Source organism: Flavobacterium sp. P21 (genome assembly GCF_050632225.1).
Taxonomy (GTDB): domain Bacteria; phylum Bacteroidota; class Bacteroidia; order Flavobacteriales; family Flavobacteriaceae; genus Flavobacterium.
This window is the reverse complement of record NZ_CP192585.1, coordinates 1,470,839-1,485,103: the sequence shown is the minus strand read 5'-3', so window position 1 is coordinate 1,485,103 and position 14,265 is coordinate 1,470,839. Positions and strand designations below refer to the sequence as shown.

The 14,265-nt window shown below is 29.7% G+C and carries 14 protein-coding genes and 1 pseudogene; 12 read left to right on the top strand and 3 right to left on the bottom strand.

The genetic code is table 11. The annotated features are described in order from the left end of the window. Positions 1–219: 219 nt before the first annotated feature. Both ACQ9BO_RS07205 and ACQ9BO_RS07200 read left to right on the top strand, forming a co-directional pair. The gene (locus tag ACQ9BO_RS07205) at positions 220–1,182 is read left to right on the top strand and encodes a hypothetical protein (RefSeq protein WP_431244156.1); all 963 of its coding nucleotides are present in this window, start codon (positions 220–222) and stop codon (positions 1,180–1,182) included. Positions 1,183–1,386: 204 nt separating this feature from the next. Beyond that, the gene (locus ACQ9BO_RS07200; RefSeq protein WP_431244155.1) at positions 1,387–2,349 is read left to right on the top strand and encodes a hypothetical protein; all 963 of its coding nucleotides are present in this window, start codon (positions 1,387–1,389) and stop codon (positions 2,347–2,349) included. Positions 2,350–2,795: 446 nt separating this feature from the next. Here the strand turns inward: ACQ9BO_RS07200 and ACQ9BO_RS07195 are convergent, their stop codons facing one another. Next, on the bottom strand, positions 2,796–3,008 hold the full coding sequence (locus tag ACQ9BO_RS07195; RefSeq protein WP_431244154.1) for a hypothetical protein: 213 nt from the start codon (positions 3,006–3,008) through the stop codon (positions 2,796–2,798). A 326-nt stretch (positions 3,009–3,334) separates the two neighbouring features. Between ACQ9BO_RS07195 and ACQ9BO_RS07190 the strand changes: the two genes are divergently transcribed. The 4 genes from ACQ9BO_RS07190 (at position 3,335) to ACQ9BO_RS07175 (ending at position 5,821) form a co-directional block, all read left to right on the top strand. Continuing rightward, on the top strand, positions 3,335–3,874 hold the full coding sequence (locus ACQ9BO_RS07190) for a hypothetical protein (protein ID WP_431244153.1): 540 nt from the start codon (positions 3,335–3,337) through the stop codon (positions 3,872–3,874). 308 nt (positions 3,875–4,182) lie between these two features. Continuing rightward, positions 4,183–5,076, top strand: coding sequence for a YEATS-associated helix-containing protein (locus ACQ9BO_RS07185; RefSeq protein ID WP_431245083.1), 894 nt, complete (start codon positions 4,183–4,185; stop codon positions 5,074–5,076). A 44-nt stretch (positions 5,077–5,120) separates the two neighbouring features. Then, positions 5,121–5,393, top strand: coding sequence for a hypothetical protein (locus ACQ9BO_RS07180; RefSeq protein WP_431244152.1), 273 nt, complete (start codon positions 5,121–5,123; stop codon positions 5,391–5,393). Between the two features lie 128 nt (positions 5,394–5,521). Further along, positions 5,522–5,821, top strand: a complete 300-nt coding sequence (locus ACQ9BO_RS07175) for a hypothetical protein (RefSeq protein ID WP_431244151.1) — start codon at positions 5,522–5,524, stop codon at positions 5,819–5,821. A gap of 283 nt (positions 5,822–6,104) precedes the next feature. Here the strand turns inward: ACQ9BO_RS07175 and ACQ9BO_RS07170 are convergent, their stop codons facing one another. Further along, entirely contained in the window at positions 6,105–6,476 is a 372-nt protein-coding gene (locus tag ACQ9BO_RS07170; protein ID WP_431244150.1) for a hypothetical protein, read from the bottom strand. An 84-nt stretch (positions 6,477–6,560) separates the two neighbouring features. Between ACQ9BO_RS07170 and ACQ9BO_RS07165 the strand changes: the two genes are divergently transcribed. The 6 genes and pseudogenes from ACQ9BO_RS07165 to ACQ9BO_RS07140 all read left to right on the top strand — a co-directional run bounded on the left by ACQ9BO_RS07165 (position 6,561) and on the right by ACQ9BO_RS07140 (position 12,696). Continuing rightward, complete coding sequence (locus ACQ9BO_RS07165; protein ID WP_431244149.1) at positions 6,561–6,776, top strand: hypothetical protein; 216 nt, start codon at positions 6,561–6,563, stop codon at positions 6,774–6,776. 446 nt (positions 6,777–7,222) lie between these two features. Beyond that, a complete protein-coding gene (locus ACQ9BO_RS07160) occupies positions 7,223–8,461 on the top strand; it encodes a DUF3754 domain-containing protein (protein ID WP_431244148.1) in 1,239 nt (412 codons plus the stop codon). A gap of 192 nt (positions 8,462–8,653) precedes the next feature. Then, positions 8,654–9,117 (top strand): annotated as a pseudogene (locus tag ACQ9BO_RS07155) (DUF962 domain-containing protein). Between the two features lie 544 nt (positions 9,118–9,661). Beyond that, a complete protein-coding gene (locus tag ACQ9BO_RS07150) occupies positions 9,662–10,225 on the top strand; it encodes a hypothetical protein (protein WP_431244147.1) in 564 nt (187 codons plus the stop codon). A gap of 220 nt (positions 10,226–10,445) precedes the next feature. Then, the gene (locus ACQ9BO_RS07145) at positions 10,446–10,898 is read left to right on the top strand and encodes a DUF6896 domain-containing protein (protein ID WP_431244146.1); all 453 of its coding nucleotides are present in this window, start codon (positions 10,446–10,448) and stop codon (positions 10,896–10,898) included. Positions 10,899–11,964: 1,066 nt separating this feature from the next. Further along, a complete protein-coding gene (locus ACQ9BO_RS07140) occupies positions 11,965–12,696 on the top strand; it encodes an XAC2610-related protein (protein ID WP_431244145.1) in 732 nt (243 codons plus the stop codon). Between the two features lie 319 nt (positions 12,697–13,015). On the opposite strand, the gene ACQ9BO_RS07135 is transcribed toward ACQ9BO_RS07140, so the two are convergent. Further along, on the bottom strand, positions 13,016–14,206 hold the full coding sequence (locus ACQ9BO_RS07135; protein WP_431244144.1) for a hypothetical protein: 1,191 nt from the start codon (positions 14,204–14,206) through the stop codon (positions 13,016–13,018). Between the last annotated feature and the right edge of the window lie 59 nt (positions 14,207–14,265).

The window sequence follows — 14,265 nt, the reverse complement described above, 5'->3', positions numbered from 1 at the left end:
CTTAACATCGCTCACAAACCAAATAACTCAGTGGCTTACAACAACATAAAAACAAAAAACCTAATTGCCAAACAATTCAAAAACAAAAAAACCAAACTTATTCTAGCACAATTAAAACTTCTAGCGGCAAGACAAACTTTAAAGCATATATACTTTTGTACCGAATAAAACAAACACTTTTAATCACATTTTTATCCTAAAAAAATTAATTAAAATTCTATGAAAAGGTATTTTATAATAACCGCAATTTGCTTGTCATTAAATTCTTTATCTTCATACGCACAAGTTGGCATGACAACCAATAATCCTAATAAAGATTCAGCTTTAGATTTAAACATAACAAACGGAACAAATACAAAAGGCTTATTACTACCTAAAGTTGCCTTAACAGCAATCAACATCGCATCTCCTATGTTAACGCATGTCGCAGGAATGCGTGTGTACAATACAGCCACTGACGGCTCAGGAGTAAATGCCGTAACACCTGGACAATACTACAATGATGGTTCCAAATGGGTTCGTTGTGCAGACGACAACTTGGGTAACCACATTGCAACTCAAACACTAAACATGGCCAACAATAACATTACTGGCGCGACAAATATCTCTACCCAAACAGCAAAAATTGCAAAAGGAACAGATAATGGCACCCCAGCAACTGGTAATATAGCAACTGCCGCTGATGATTCTGGTAATATTGTTTGGAAACCAGCTAATACCTTGCCAGGAGCCATTAGCAATGTAATTGAATATTTTGGTTCAGGTAAAGTGAGTGTACCTGCTAATACTCAAAAAAGTGTGCTTGCGGCAAAAAGCTTTAATGTACCCAGATTGTCTACATTAGTTATTACTTCTTCGGCTCTAGGAGCACCATCCGCTGTTGGAGCACCTGTACAAGGATCAATTGATTTATATTTTGATGGCGTTAAAGTTATTTCAACCTATTATTCAGGAGCAGATGCACCAAACAACTTATTATGGGGATTAAGCAATTTCTCTACTAGTAAAAAAGTAATTCAAAACGTAGCGACCGGAACTCACACAATTGAATTGAAAGCAAAAAGTTGGTACAATACTACAATGTTTAATACGGATCCTTACGCAGACAAATGGGCTGGCGCCCTCAGTACTGACACTCAGGCTTTAGCTTCGAGATTGACTGTAGTTGTATATAATCAGTAATATTCTGTTTTTCAGTACTTCTTTCTAGAACGCTTTAAACAATCATTTTTGTTATATCCACGCATCCAAAACAAAAAAACCAAATTTATTGCACAATTAAAACTTTAGCAGAAAAACAAACTTTAAAACACATATACTTTTTTTGCCGAAAAAACAAACACTTTTAATCACATTTTTATTCTAAAAAAATTAATTCAAAATTTTATGAAAAGGTATTTTATAATAACCGCAATTTGCTTGTCATTAAATTCTTTATCTTCATACGCACAAGTTGGCATGACAACCAATAATCCTAATAAAGATTCAGCTTTAGATTTAAACACAACAAACGGAACAAATACAAAAGGCTTATTACTACCTAAAGTTGCCTTAACAGCAATTAACGTCGCATCTCCTATGTCAGCACATGTTGCAGGAATGCAAGTGTATAATACAGCCACTGCCGGCTCTGGAGTAAATGCCGTAACACCGGGAGAATATTACAATGATGGTTCTAAATGGATTCGTTCTGAAGGCGACAACTTGGGTAACCACATTGCAACTCAAACACTAAACATGGCCAACAATAACATTACTGGCGCGGCAAATATTTCTACGCAAACAGCAACAATTGCAAAGGGAACAGATAATGGAACACCAGCGACTGGTTATGTAGTAACTGCCGCTGATAATTCTGGTAATGTTGTTTGGGGAGCACCTAATACCATGATAGGAACGATTAGCAATGTACTTGAATATTTTGGTTCAGGTAAAGTGAGTATACCTGTTAATAATCAAAAAAGTGTGGTTTCGTTACAAACCTTTACTGTGCCTAGATTGTCTACATTAGTTATTACTTCTTCGGCTCTAGGAACACCAGCCAATAATGGAGCACCTGTACAAGGATCAGTTGACTTATATTTTGATGGCAATAAAGTTATTTCATCCTTTTATTCAGGAGCAGATGCACCAAGTGGGTCATTATGGAGATTAAGTAATTTCTGCACTAGTGAAAAAGTAATTCAAAACGTAGCGACTGGAACTCACACGGTTGAATTGAGAGCAAAAAGTTGGTACAATACTACAGTGTTTAATACAGATCCTTTCTCAGACTCATGGAATGGTGCCACAAGTGGTGACACTCAAGCTTTAGCTTCGAGAATAACTGTAGTTGTATTTAATCAGTAATATTGTATTTTTCAGCACTTCTTTTTAGAGCGCTTTAAACAATCATTTTTGTCATTATTTTTCGAAATAAAGATGCACCATACTTCGTCATTTCTGTAAAAATATCAAAACAAAAGTGAAGAAATACAAATCTGTAAGGCAGGTATTTTGAAAATTGTTATAGACAAACAATAACGAATTATCTAAATAAATTAGATCTCGTTTATATCTACACAAAAATAAAGTAATGATAAAGTGAATTTATAATCCTTGGCCTACACAACAATAAAACAAAAAGCAAAAAAGCTGTAAACTTAAAATTTACAGCTTTTTTTTGTTATCTTGAGAAACAAGGAATCATGTAAAACCCGAAAAACGTTGCTGGCATGGATTAAAAATCTGCGCTAAAGCTTGACCCTAAAATTCTTTCAAACAAGCTTTAATCCAAGGCTTTTTAATCAAATAAATCATTCCAACCTCACGCAAGTATAACCAAGGCAGTTGACATAATCGATAATATTATCAAATTCTATATCAACGCCTTCAACTCGCAATATTTTATCGCAGTCTTCTAAATCAAAATTAATTTTATAGTCAGGAAATTGCGTTTGTATAACGGCAATAACATAGTTCTTGTCGGCTTCTTTCTGCACATTTGTTTTGAAAACTTCAACTATCATGGGGCCAGCTTTGATTCTCTTTTTCCTTAAAAAAAGTTTGTAGTGATATCGAAACTTAAAGTTAAGTAAAAACTTTCAGAGTTGAAATTTTTGCTTAAGTAAACTCTTTCAATATATAATAAAACTTCCGTTTTAGGATACAAATTCAATTCTTAGATAAACTTTTATTGTAAAACAACAAAATACTACTTACTAAACAATTAAATTTAATATTGTAGTAAAAAACCGTATAAATACGTAATGTAATCTTTTTAAATTATAGTAAACTTGTAAACAATTAACTCCGAATTTAAATAATCAAAAGTAACTTTTTAAACTATTAACTTATGGGAAATCAAAACTTAGAATTAGACGGTGAATTATTCTTAAGCGGTTCAACACCACCATTATCTCCATCTTACCAAAAGGAAATCGAGAGCACATACTATTCAGAAAATGCTTTGTTTGGAGAAACTACAAGATATCAACTTGAGTACCCCGCAAATAGTGAAACAACACTTTATGAAAGAGTATTATTTGTTACCAAAGACCCTACAAGCCTACCTAACACAAGAGAAAAATGTGTTAAATGGTGTTCAGCAGGACCAATTAAAACATGCTGTGGCTGGAAAATACAATATAAATGGCTATATGTTACAGGAGTACTTAAAGTTTCAACAGCAAGACCAGTAAATATTCAAGAAGCAATTGAAGATTGTTTAAAACAAGGTGCAATAGTCGTCGCCATTACAACTATAATTTCAGGCGGAAGTGTTGCCATTCCAGCCGCTGAAGCCGCTTTTAAAGCATGTCTAGCTTCAAAACTTGGCGAAAATCTTTTAACAGTAAGTATAACATTACATCATAAAAGAGGAGATTGGGAATAATGCTATTCATTATAAAAGCATTTAGTTCAAACGACTAATCTGCTTAAAAAATTTAATCAATTTTGAAACATAAAGCTCGACAGTAAATGTTGAGCTTTTCAAATTTATTAAAACCCAGTAGAAATACTCAATGCTGAATTTCTATTTATTATTATAATTTCCTAAAAAAAATAATTGAATTAGAACTCCAAAAAAATTAGCATCTAAAAATAATAGCCATGCTTAAAAGTCTTGACAATACTCAACTCGTAAAAATATAAACTTAAAATTATGAAAAATTGTGTTTTTGATTTTCATATCTTTTTTTAATATCAATCATGCTTTTAGCAGGAGCATTTGGTGGCTTTCTTAATTATCTAAATAATTTTGACACCGTAGAAGAATCTAAGAATTCAAAATTGGCAATTTCGAAATATATTTTTCTTGGAATTGGCGCGGCTTTTCTTGTACCACTTTTTTTAAAAATGATTGCTAGTAATTTAATAACTATTGTGAATAAATACGACAATTGTAACTATTTAATTTTTACGGGATTTTGTTTAATTGCGGCTATTTTCTCCAGAAAATTCATAACAACATTGGGCGAAAAAATACTCGAAACAGCGAAAAGAGCTGAAAAGATTGCAAGTGAAAGCAAACAAGAATCAAAAACTACTCAACTAGAACTAAATAATACGTTAGATCGTATTGAAGATGCAAATCTCGCTATTCATATAAACACAAGAAAAGAAGCGATTGCTCCAGCAAAAAATCCCGAAAAAGAATTATACAATCTAGTGAATTCATACATTATAAAAACAAGTATTCCAGATTACACCGAAAGATTAAAGCTAAAAGCTGAATTTGGAAGAAAAATGGGCGAAATCATTATTACCAATGGATTACCAAAAGAAAAACTTTTAAACGAATCTAAAGATGAAGGTATGTTTTTAGCTCTAGCTTATTCTGTACAATTAAGTCCAGACGTAAATGGTTTATCAATTTTGAATAAATTATCACCAAAAGTTTCTCAACTATATACTAAATATGCAATTTTATTAGGATATAAAACTCTTGCTCGAAATGGTTTTATTATTAGAGAAGACGTAAAATCTATTTATAATATAATTATCAAATTTAAAGAAACGGCTGACAAACCATTATTAAGAAATATTGACGAAACTATAACAGTTTTAAAATTTATTGATCAAAATATTGAATAATCAATGCTTTATCAAAATACAAAAACAAACTTAAAATCGTAATTATGAATATAGATGATAAAGACGATATAATGTTGCTATTTGATAAAAATTATGGACGCATAACCAATCTTTTAAAAATCTACAAATATTTGGAAGAAAATAAAGGTAAGGGAAGAAGACCGACTCATAATTTAGACATTTTACGAACTTCAATAGTCTTTATTCATTCAACTCTAGAAGATTATTTACGAAATATTTTAACTATAAAACTTCCAAATTCAGACCCAATAACATTAAATAATATTTCTTTACCAGGTATTTCAGAAAATGGGTGAAAGACAAAATTTGACTAGGGGACTTAGTAGCTTTTAAAAGGCTAAAAGTTGAAAAAGTCATAGAAAATTCTGTAAAAGAACATTTAAATTATGTTAGTTTTAATAACACCACTGATATATCTTCAAATTTGAAAAAAATTTCCATTACCATAACTCCAGAAATCGAGAGATCATTCCCTCCTTTAACTGAATATATAAAAAGAAGACACAATATAGTTCATAATGCAGATAGAGAGATTGAAGTCAAAAAAGGCCACCATAAAATTAAATCAATAAATTATGATAAAGTAATTAAATGGCAAAAAATTTTAGACCAATTCGTCTATAATGTAAATATGCAATTTAAAATTAATCAAATTTTATTTTATACTCAAAAAATGAAAAAGATTTTTCAAACAACCCCAAATTACTTACAGTCAATTTTATAAAAAAATACTGTATGAGAATTACTAGAAAAATAAACTTTTTACTTAACGACTATTGAAAAAGCAATGAAAAACAAAGGGAATAGACAATTTTAGTTTTATCTCGCATTAATCGTAAGTGCTTTTTCTAACAAGTAATTAATTACTTAAAAAAATAAGCGAAGTATCAAAAAAATCTTTTAAAATCTATTTTTAGCAAATAATAACAAAGAACGAGTTTTTTACTTCCTTCAAAATAACAAAAACAACTTAATACTTTATTTGAAATAAACTTAGCAGAACAGAATTATTCCTCTCTCTTCTTATAAACCGCAACCTTATCCTCTAAATACATAATTTCTTTTTTAAGGCTTTCTATTGTTTCTTTTCGAGAATCGGCGAGATCTTTATAATGTGATGAAAAATTATAATCTGAAGATTCTGATTGCAAATCGATAGTTCGTTTCAACATCGGACCTTCATTTTTTATCAACCATTCACAGCTATATTGTGGATAAATTTCAACAATTTTGCTAATCCATTTTGCCTGTATGTCGCTGTTTTTAGCAATAGCACGAGATAGAACACCTTTGCTTGCGCCAATTTTTTCTTCTAGTTTAGTTATCCCAATCCCTTCATTATTAGCCAAACATTTAATATTATCTAGAACTGTACTCATTTGTGTAAGAAATTATTTTCAAAATATTTAGTTTGTTGAAAATTATCATCTATATTTGTTTCCATATTTAAAACAAACTAAACAATGGGTAAAAGTAAAACAAAAAACTATAATTCCTACAATTCTACTATATTAGAAGCTTTATTTTTAAAATACGAAGTCTCAAAATATTACATCAGACAGTGCATAAACGGCTCTGTGCAAGGAATTAAAGCAGACAATATCAAGAAAGATTATTATATAATGGAAAAAGCACATGAAGATGTTGTTTCTCAACTCATTAAAAAAACATTAAAATAAATTGCAAAAAATAATACGGTTCTATTAAAAAAATTCGTTCCTATTGCATAATAGAATGAATGTGTTTTTGAGATTTAAATCCCGAGGCCTTCTCGCTATCGGGATTTTTTTCATCTACATCACAAAGCGAATCATTTACCAATAATTTGCATTCATCCACAAAAACAGGTATAAATACGCATAGTCACAATTTTATTTTATAGTAAAATTGTAATATCATTTATTCTTGTAGAATAAGATTTCCTAAGGGAAATCAGGTAAATTTTGTCACTTTTTTTTGGAACTTTAAGTGGGATTTTAATCGCTGGAACCGATTTTAAATCTCACTTTTTTATTTCTCCTTTATTTCAAGCTTTTCTCTAAATCAAAAAAAACTTTTTCGAAATCAAATTTCAGGCAGTATTTTTGCATGCTGTAAACGCCACGCATTAAAGCCCAGAATCAAGATGATCCTAGAACATTATATTCCGTTCAACAAAGAATTTTTATTAGAACAGCAAATTGTCGCTTTCGCTAAAAATTCTGAAGAAGAAGATAATTTTAAAAAATTGTTTGATATTATCGAACATTATTATCACTACGAATCTTTTAATCTGAATCGAAATCTGAAACAAAACTATGCTTTGTTTGATCCGGATTTGAGCAAAAAAGAGCGAAAGCAATTTATTGGCAAAAGTGATTTTTCGGCATTCAAGGAAACATTACTTAAGGTTTTAGAACGTGGAAATTATTACAGAATTGATCAAAAAACACTAGAGGAAGCTTTTACAGAATCTGATTTGATTGGTTTGAATCTCGAAATTGATTTCAACGCCTTCAAAGATTTTGAACTTTATGCTCGTGGGCATCATAAAGCGACAGAAAAAGTCAAAAAGTATTTCTTCTGGAAAAAAGAAATTGAAGTCGAATATTACGATCGGGTTTTAGTTTACCTTAATTATAGCGACGCCGATTTCCTTAATAAAAAGAAAGTCAAATTAGGCAAAATGCCAATTGATCCGGGTTCTATTTCCTTAAAAATCTTTAAGCGTGTTCCAAAAAATGACCTTGAAACGATTTTCCCGAATGCAATTCCGAGAATGTCAATCAAGGATAAAATGCTGTTGTGGATTCCTGGAGTTTTTGGTGGAATTTCATTACTAAGTGCAAAAGTAATTCCGGCTTTAATCAATATGTACAATGCTTATGAAACGGGCGAAACCATAGATTTATTAAACAGCAAAACTTCCTTAAATCAAGGTTTGATTGCACTGGGAATTTTATCTGCTTATTGTTTCCGCCAGTACAACAATTTCATAAATAAAAAAATCCGATATTCTAAATTGCTTTCTGATAGTTTGTACTTCAAAAATCTCGGAAACAACAGTGGTGCGTTTTATTCGCTCCTGAATTCATCTGAAGAAGAGGTTTTAAAAGAGACTATTTTAGCTTATTCTTTTTTACACAAAAGCGAAAAACCTTTAACCGCCAAAGAACTTGACCATCAAATAGAATCTTGGTTTAAAACCAAATTGAATACCGATTTGGATTTTGATGTCAATGATGCTTTATTAAAATTGAAAAATATCGGCCTCGGAATTGAAAATAATGGAAAATGGAAAGTTATTCCATTGCAAGAAGCGCTTGTCACAATTGATGAATTGTGGGATACTATTTTTGAGTATAACGTAACTCAAAAAATCTAATTTTGTTTCTCGCAGATTTGGCAGATTAAGCCGATTTTTTTGAAAATATACTTTTGAATCCTCTTTATATTGCCTTTAAAATAAAAAAATAAATCCGCTAAATCTGCCAAATCTGCGAGAGAAATTTTATTCTGTTTAAGTAAAAAGATTTTTCATTAGATTTACGTCAACTAACTACTAAAACCAAAAAAAATGAGAACATTAGATCAATGGTTTGCAGAATATGCCGTAAGTCATCAAAACCCAAAAAACAAAGCGATACATTATGTTTGCGTTCCTGCAATCTTTTTTTCGATTGTTGGTTTGTTAATGAGCATTCCGAGCGGTATTATCTCAAATTCGCTAAAACTAAACATGCCTATTATTGAAAATTGGGCTTTTGTGGTTTTGCTTTTTGTTCTTGTTTTTTACATTCGCTTATCGATTGCTATGGCGGTAAAAATTGCTGTTTTTTCGGGCATTTGTCTGGTTGCAAATTATTACATTGCCCAATTTGTGCCTTTATGGATGTTTTCAATTGGCGTGTTTGTCATCGCTTGGATCGGACAATTTTACGGACACAATATTGAAGGCAAAAAACCTTCTTTTTAAAAGACCTTCAGTTTTTATTGATCGGCCCTGCTTGGGTTGTCGAGAATATTTTTTCTAAGAAATAAAACTAAAACTTCCCGAGATTTACTAAAACTGTTTTCAACATGGGATTATTTTCACTTTTACTTTTTCCTATATTTTTTGCCATTTCAAACCGCTTCATCCTCAGATTATATTCTCCTTTGTGATAAGCTTGATTGATTGTAGAATAATAAACTGCTGGACAAATAATACTATTTTCATATAGTTCCAAGCAATTATTAATTGTCCTTTACTTTGCTAAAATATGAAATCGGAATTAAAATATTTCATTATATTAGCTTTATAACCAGAAAAGAATTACTAATCATAATCAAACATAAATATGGAAAATAAAAGCGCATTACGATTCACTTTTTCGATTATCGCAATCATTTTAGGCGTAGTATTGTTTAAACAATTTGACTTTGAAACACTAAAATTTGAGAAGCCAGCTTTGGCTATTATTTATATTGTTGTCTTTTTGTTTTCGATTTATGTACTGATTAAGAATTCCAAGAAGAAAACTGAGAAATAGAAGTAAGTTTAGAAAGCAACTTTATTTATTCATAATATTTTTGAAACAATCATATGAAAAATTTTCTTTTGCTAATTTTCATATTCTTAATTATTTCTTGTGATAAAAAAATAGAAAAGAACGAAACTTCAACAACCAAGACAAATCAGACTGTAGATTTTTTCGAACCTGCAGATCTTGGTGCTTTTGGCTCGAAAACGAGATTAATTATTTATGCTTATTTTGATGAATGTGGCGAGTGGGGCGGTCATAATGAAAGTTTTGAAATATTCGCAAAACCTGACAAAGAATTCTACGCAAATTACAAAAGAACAAAAGTCGATTGTAACAAACTTGGAGAACTGTACGGAAAGCCCGAGTTCCAGCAACCATACATAAACAAAGAAATTAAATTGGCTAACAAACAAAAAATTGCAATCAACAATTACTTATCACAACTAATAAAAAGTAAAATTAAAGAAGGATTTCCTGGAAATGCAGGACAAACTTTTGGCGCGATTAAAACTGATTCTACTTTAGTAATTGACGTTTATGATGGTGATAGAACGAATCTAAAAAATTACAATAATTTACTTAAGGAATTTAATTTGGAAATTGTCAAATATGAGTACCGATAAGTAACTTATATTCATTAAAAGATTAGTTTTAAAAGAATAAAAAGTGTAAACCTGTACATTTATCAGTTTAAGCTTTTTTCACTGTTACCCGTACGAAAAGCATTCAACAAATAAAAAATCCGTTTGATAATCGATGAAATAAAAATCCTATTTTTGAGAATATCCAAACTATATCTAACTTTTAAATTAAAAAAGTGTAAATCAAACAAGTTATTTTAAAATGATAAAAAATTGGTTTAAAAACTTTTTCAACACAACCAAAGTCGATTCTAATATCATAAAACAAGCCATTATTGATTATCGAATTCAAGGGAAATATTTAATGTTTGAACTTGGAAAAAAATTTGATCTTGACATAAAAAAAATAGATGATTATAAACAACTAATATCCCGAAGTAATGAAAATATTCCACGAAAAGGAAAACTATCGGAGCGTTGGAATTATTGTTTTCATGGTGGAGAATGTCGCTTTTACAACAAAAAACATCAACAAACAGTTGAGGTTGTTTTATGCAATTCTCCAGAATTTGGCCATATCAATGCTTGGTTTCTTTGGTCTTTTATGCAATCAACTGAAAAGTATAAAAACGAAGCAAAAAATATAGAATGGCAAGAGTTAAAAGTAATGATTAACAAACTATATAAAAGCGGGCAAATTAAAAATATCGAATGACAACAGAGAAAACATATAAATAATCCGCCCGAAAAATCTTCATTTATAAAAGTTTTAACCCATAAAAAGCCTGAGAATCAACATTCCCAAGCTTTTCAAATTTTATGGTGACCTTGACCGTACAAAATTCGAACTTTTATTAGAGGATTTAAAGATATTGAATGATATCTAATTTTGTGATTTAAACTTGAAATTACTATTAGGTTAGATATGTTTTTGTTGATTCAATAAAGTAGCAAGTCTCGCGAAATTTGCACTTAAGTTAACTAGAAGTATTCGTTAGATAAAAAATCTATTTGATGATATGTAAGTTTATTATCATATATTTGATAATACATGAACCTAACGTTTGTCAGATATATCTACCTAATTTTGGGTAAAAAGTCTAAAGTTGTCAGTAGTACAGCTATAAGCATTTTGAAAACCAACAAACTTTGAAAAACCAACAAATAATGAGAAATTTAATTTGCAAATTAGTCCTGCCGTTAACCATAATATCGTTTTTAATATTCAGAAAATGGTGGTATGTTTTTCCTGTTGACGCGCCCGACTCGATGATGTATGGATTTCCTCTCCCTTATGTTTGTGACGGCTGGTTTACATCAATGTCAAATCAATTTTTTGTAATGGAATTTATTATCGACTTGTTAATTTACTTTTTGTTTTGGTTTTTATTGATCCTCAGTATAAATCGTTTTTTTGTAAAGATTCGTATCCCACAAGTTTTAACGATAATCTTAATGACAATTAGTATATTATTTTTTTCTGGAGCTATATTTATTGTAGGTATTTCGGAAAATATTTTTAAAATAAAAAGGGAGTTTGATCTTGAAGTTAAAGAAACGGGATATAATTTTATTTGGCAAAATACACAACGACCGAACGTTAACAAATATATTAAGAAATAAAAACGGCTTATAGCGACTGTTACAACGGATTTAGGCAATTGGCTAATGGAAAATATGGTTTTGTGTCTGAATGATTTGGCAAATCCGAAGAGTGGACTAAATTTAGTCCCAAACCCGCTGTAGAGGAACGTTGGCACCAAGTTAGAAAAAACGAAAGGATGAAAATAACAATAATTATTATTTTACTGTCTTCAATTTTTTATTCATGCGAAAATTTTGAAAGATCTAAGAGAAAATCTATTTACTCTGAAACAGAAAGGAATTTTGAAACTGTTTCCTTGAAGAATAAATTGGTTGATTCCTTAATTAAATTTTCAAGTTTGGATGAATTTTTACTTAGAGATCGGGATAGTAAATTCGTTTTATATGGCGGAGAAATAAATAATACAAAAATTGGATTTATTGCCGTTACCGATTCAACATTATTCTTCTACCAAAAGTTCAAAAATAAATGGATTCTTAATGATAGCATTCCTTTTGATACTTATGCTTTTTCCTATGAAGTTATAGATTTAAACGGAGATAATAGAGATGATTTTATTATAAATAGTGCTAGGGATACTCATGGACAATCAATACCATATGTATTTATTTGCAACGAGAAAAATATTTTGAAATATAGAAAAGACATTAAATTATACAATATGACTTATGATCGTGATAAAAAGTTTATTAGAAGCTTTTATGAAAGTTGCGCATATTGTGTACATTCAAAAGAATTATATCGCTGGGTTAATGATTCATTAAAATTGATTGAACGTGTTGAATTAGACTTAACAAATGAAAATATTATTAAAACAAAATATTATAAGGAAATCAAAGGAAAATTAATCAATTACAAAACTATAAATGGTGATGCAGTATACGAAAAGGCACTTTGGATCGAGTAATTATAGATAAATAACCTGCTAACAATCCTTGATGGAATTCGAACTAAAATTACTTTTAAACAGTGAGATTTTGTAAAAATAAAAAATCACCGAAGGATTTCCGAACCACAAAAAAGCCTGAGAATCAAAATTCTCAGGCTTTTCCTTTTTTTGTGACCTTGACGGTACAGAATTCGAACCAATTATTGGAGGATTTAAAAATTTTAAATGATCACTAATTTTGTGATTTGAACTATTTATTAGTCTTGAGTTATCACTAATTCATTAATGCGGCAAGCATCAGCTAAATTTTCTCCCGCATTAGTACGAAAAGCATTCATTAAATTAAACCTCTTTTAAGAAGTTCATTTATTGTTTTATCATCAAGACTATCATCAGATATACTTGAATCCAGAATAGCAATATTGTTAGAAAGCTCGATAGATTTCAATTTATTATTTTCTAATTTAAGTCTTCCCAATTTCTTATTTTCTAAAAGATTGATGCTTTCCAACAATGTATTTTTTATACTTAAATCATTAAGCAAAATGTTTTTTGACAAATCAATTAATATTATTGGATTTTCATCAATATAAAGTCTTTCAAGCAACGAATTATTAGATAAATCAACTTTTGACAAACCACTTGAACTAATAAACAACTCAAGTAATTGGGTATTATGTGTTAGATCTAAATGAGTATGATTAATTTTTTCTGAAGACTCAGGCTCTGTATCTCCACCTAAATGAAGATATTTTAAGTTTATATTTTCTTCAAGATTAATTCTTGAGAAGGCATTATCAGTAATACGTAATTCTTCTAACAGAATATTTTGAGAAAGGTCTATTTCGGATATTTGATTCCAAGTTATATCCAATTTCTTCAATTTTGGAAATCTTGTAACATCTAACGAATCTATTTCTACATTTTCTAACGTAAGATCCTCTAATTCGGCTAATCCATTTTCATGCCAGATACAATGGCCGCCATATGAGCAATAGATTTTTTTAAGCATTTTGTTATTCTCATTTACGCTGGCTGAGATTAACATATGACTGATATGTAATTCTTCAAGATTTATATTTAAACTTAAATCTATATCATCTAGCTCATTTAATCCATCCAAAAATAATTGCCTTAGATTTAAGTTTGTTTTTAAATCTAAACTTTCCAGCAACAGATTATCTAGTTTTAAAACTTCAAGCCTTGTATTTTTTGAAAAATCAATTTCTGTAAGATGCTCACTTCTTTCAATGGTAATTTTTTTTAATTTTTCATTAAAAGTCAAATCTAATTCTTCTAAATCATAAGAATCTATAATCAGTATTTCCAGATTGGGAAAATACTTGATTTCATCGATACAAGTCAAATCATGACCTTCACAATTAAGCTCTGTAATTGATGCAACAGATTCTATGTTTAAATCAAGTATCATTTTTTTAAAGTTTTCATCTCTAAAATTAATCTGTGATATTTTCTTTTCTTTTGAATCCGATTTAAATCGACCAAACCAATTTAATATGCTATCCATCTAATACTTTTTTTATGTTTATATCTCTTGACCTTTTGGACATGTAAAAAAAATAGAAT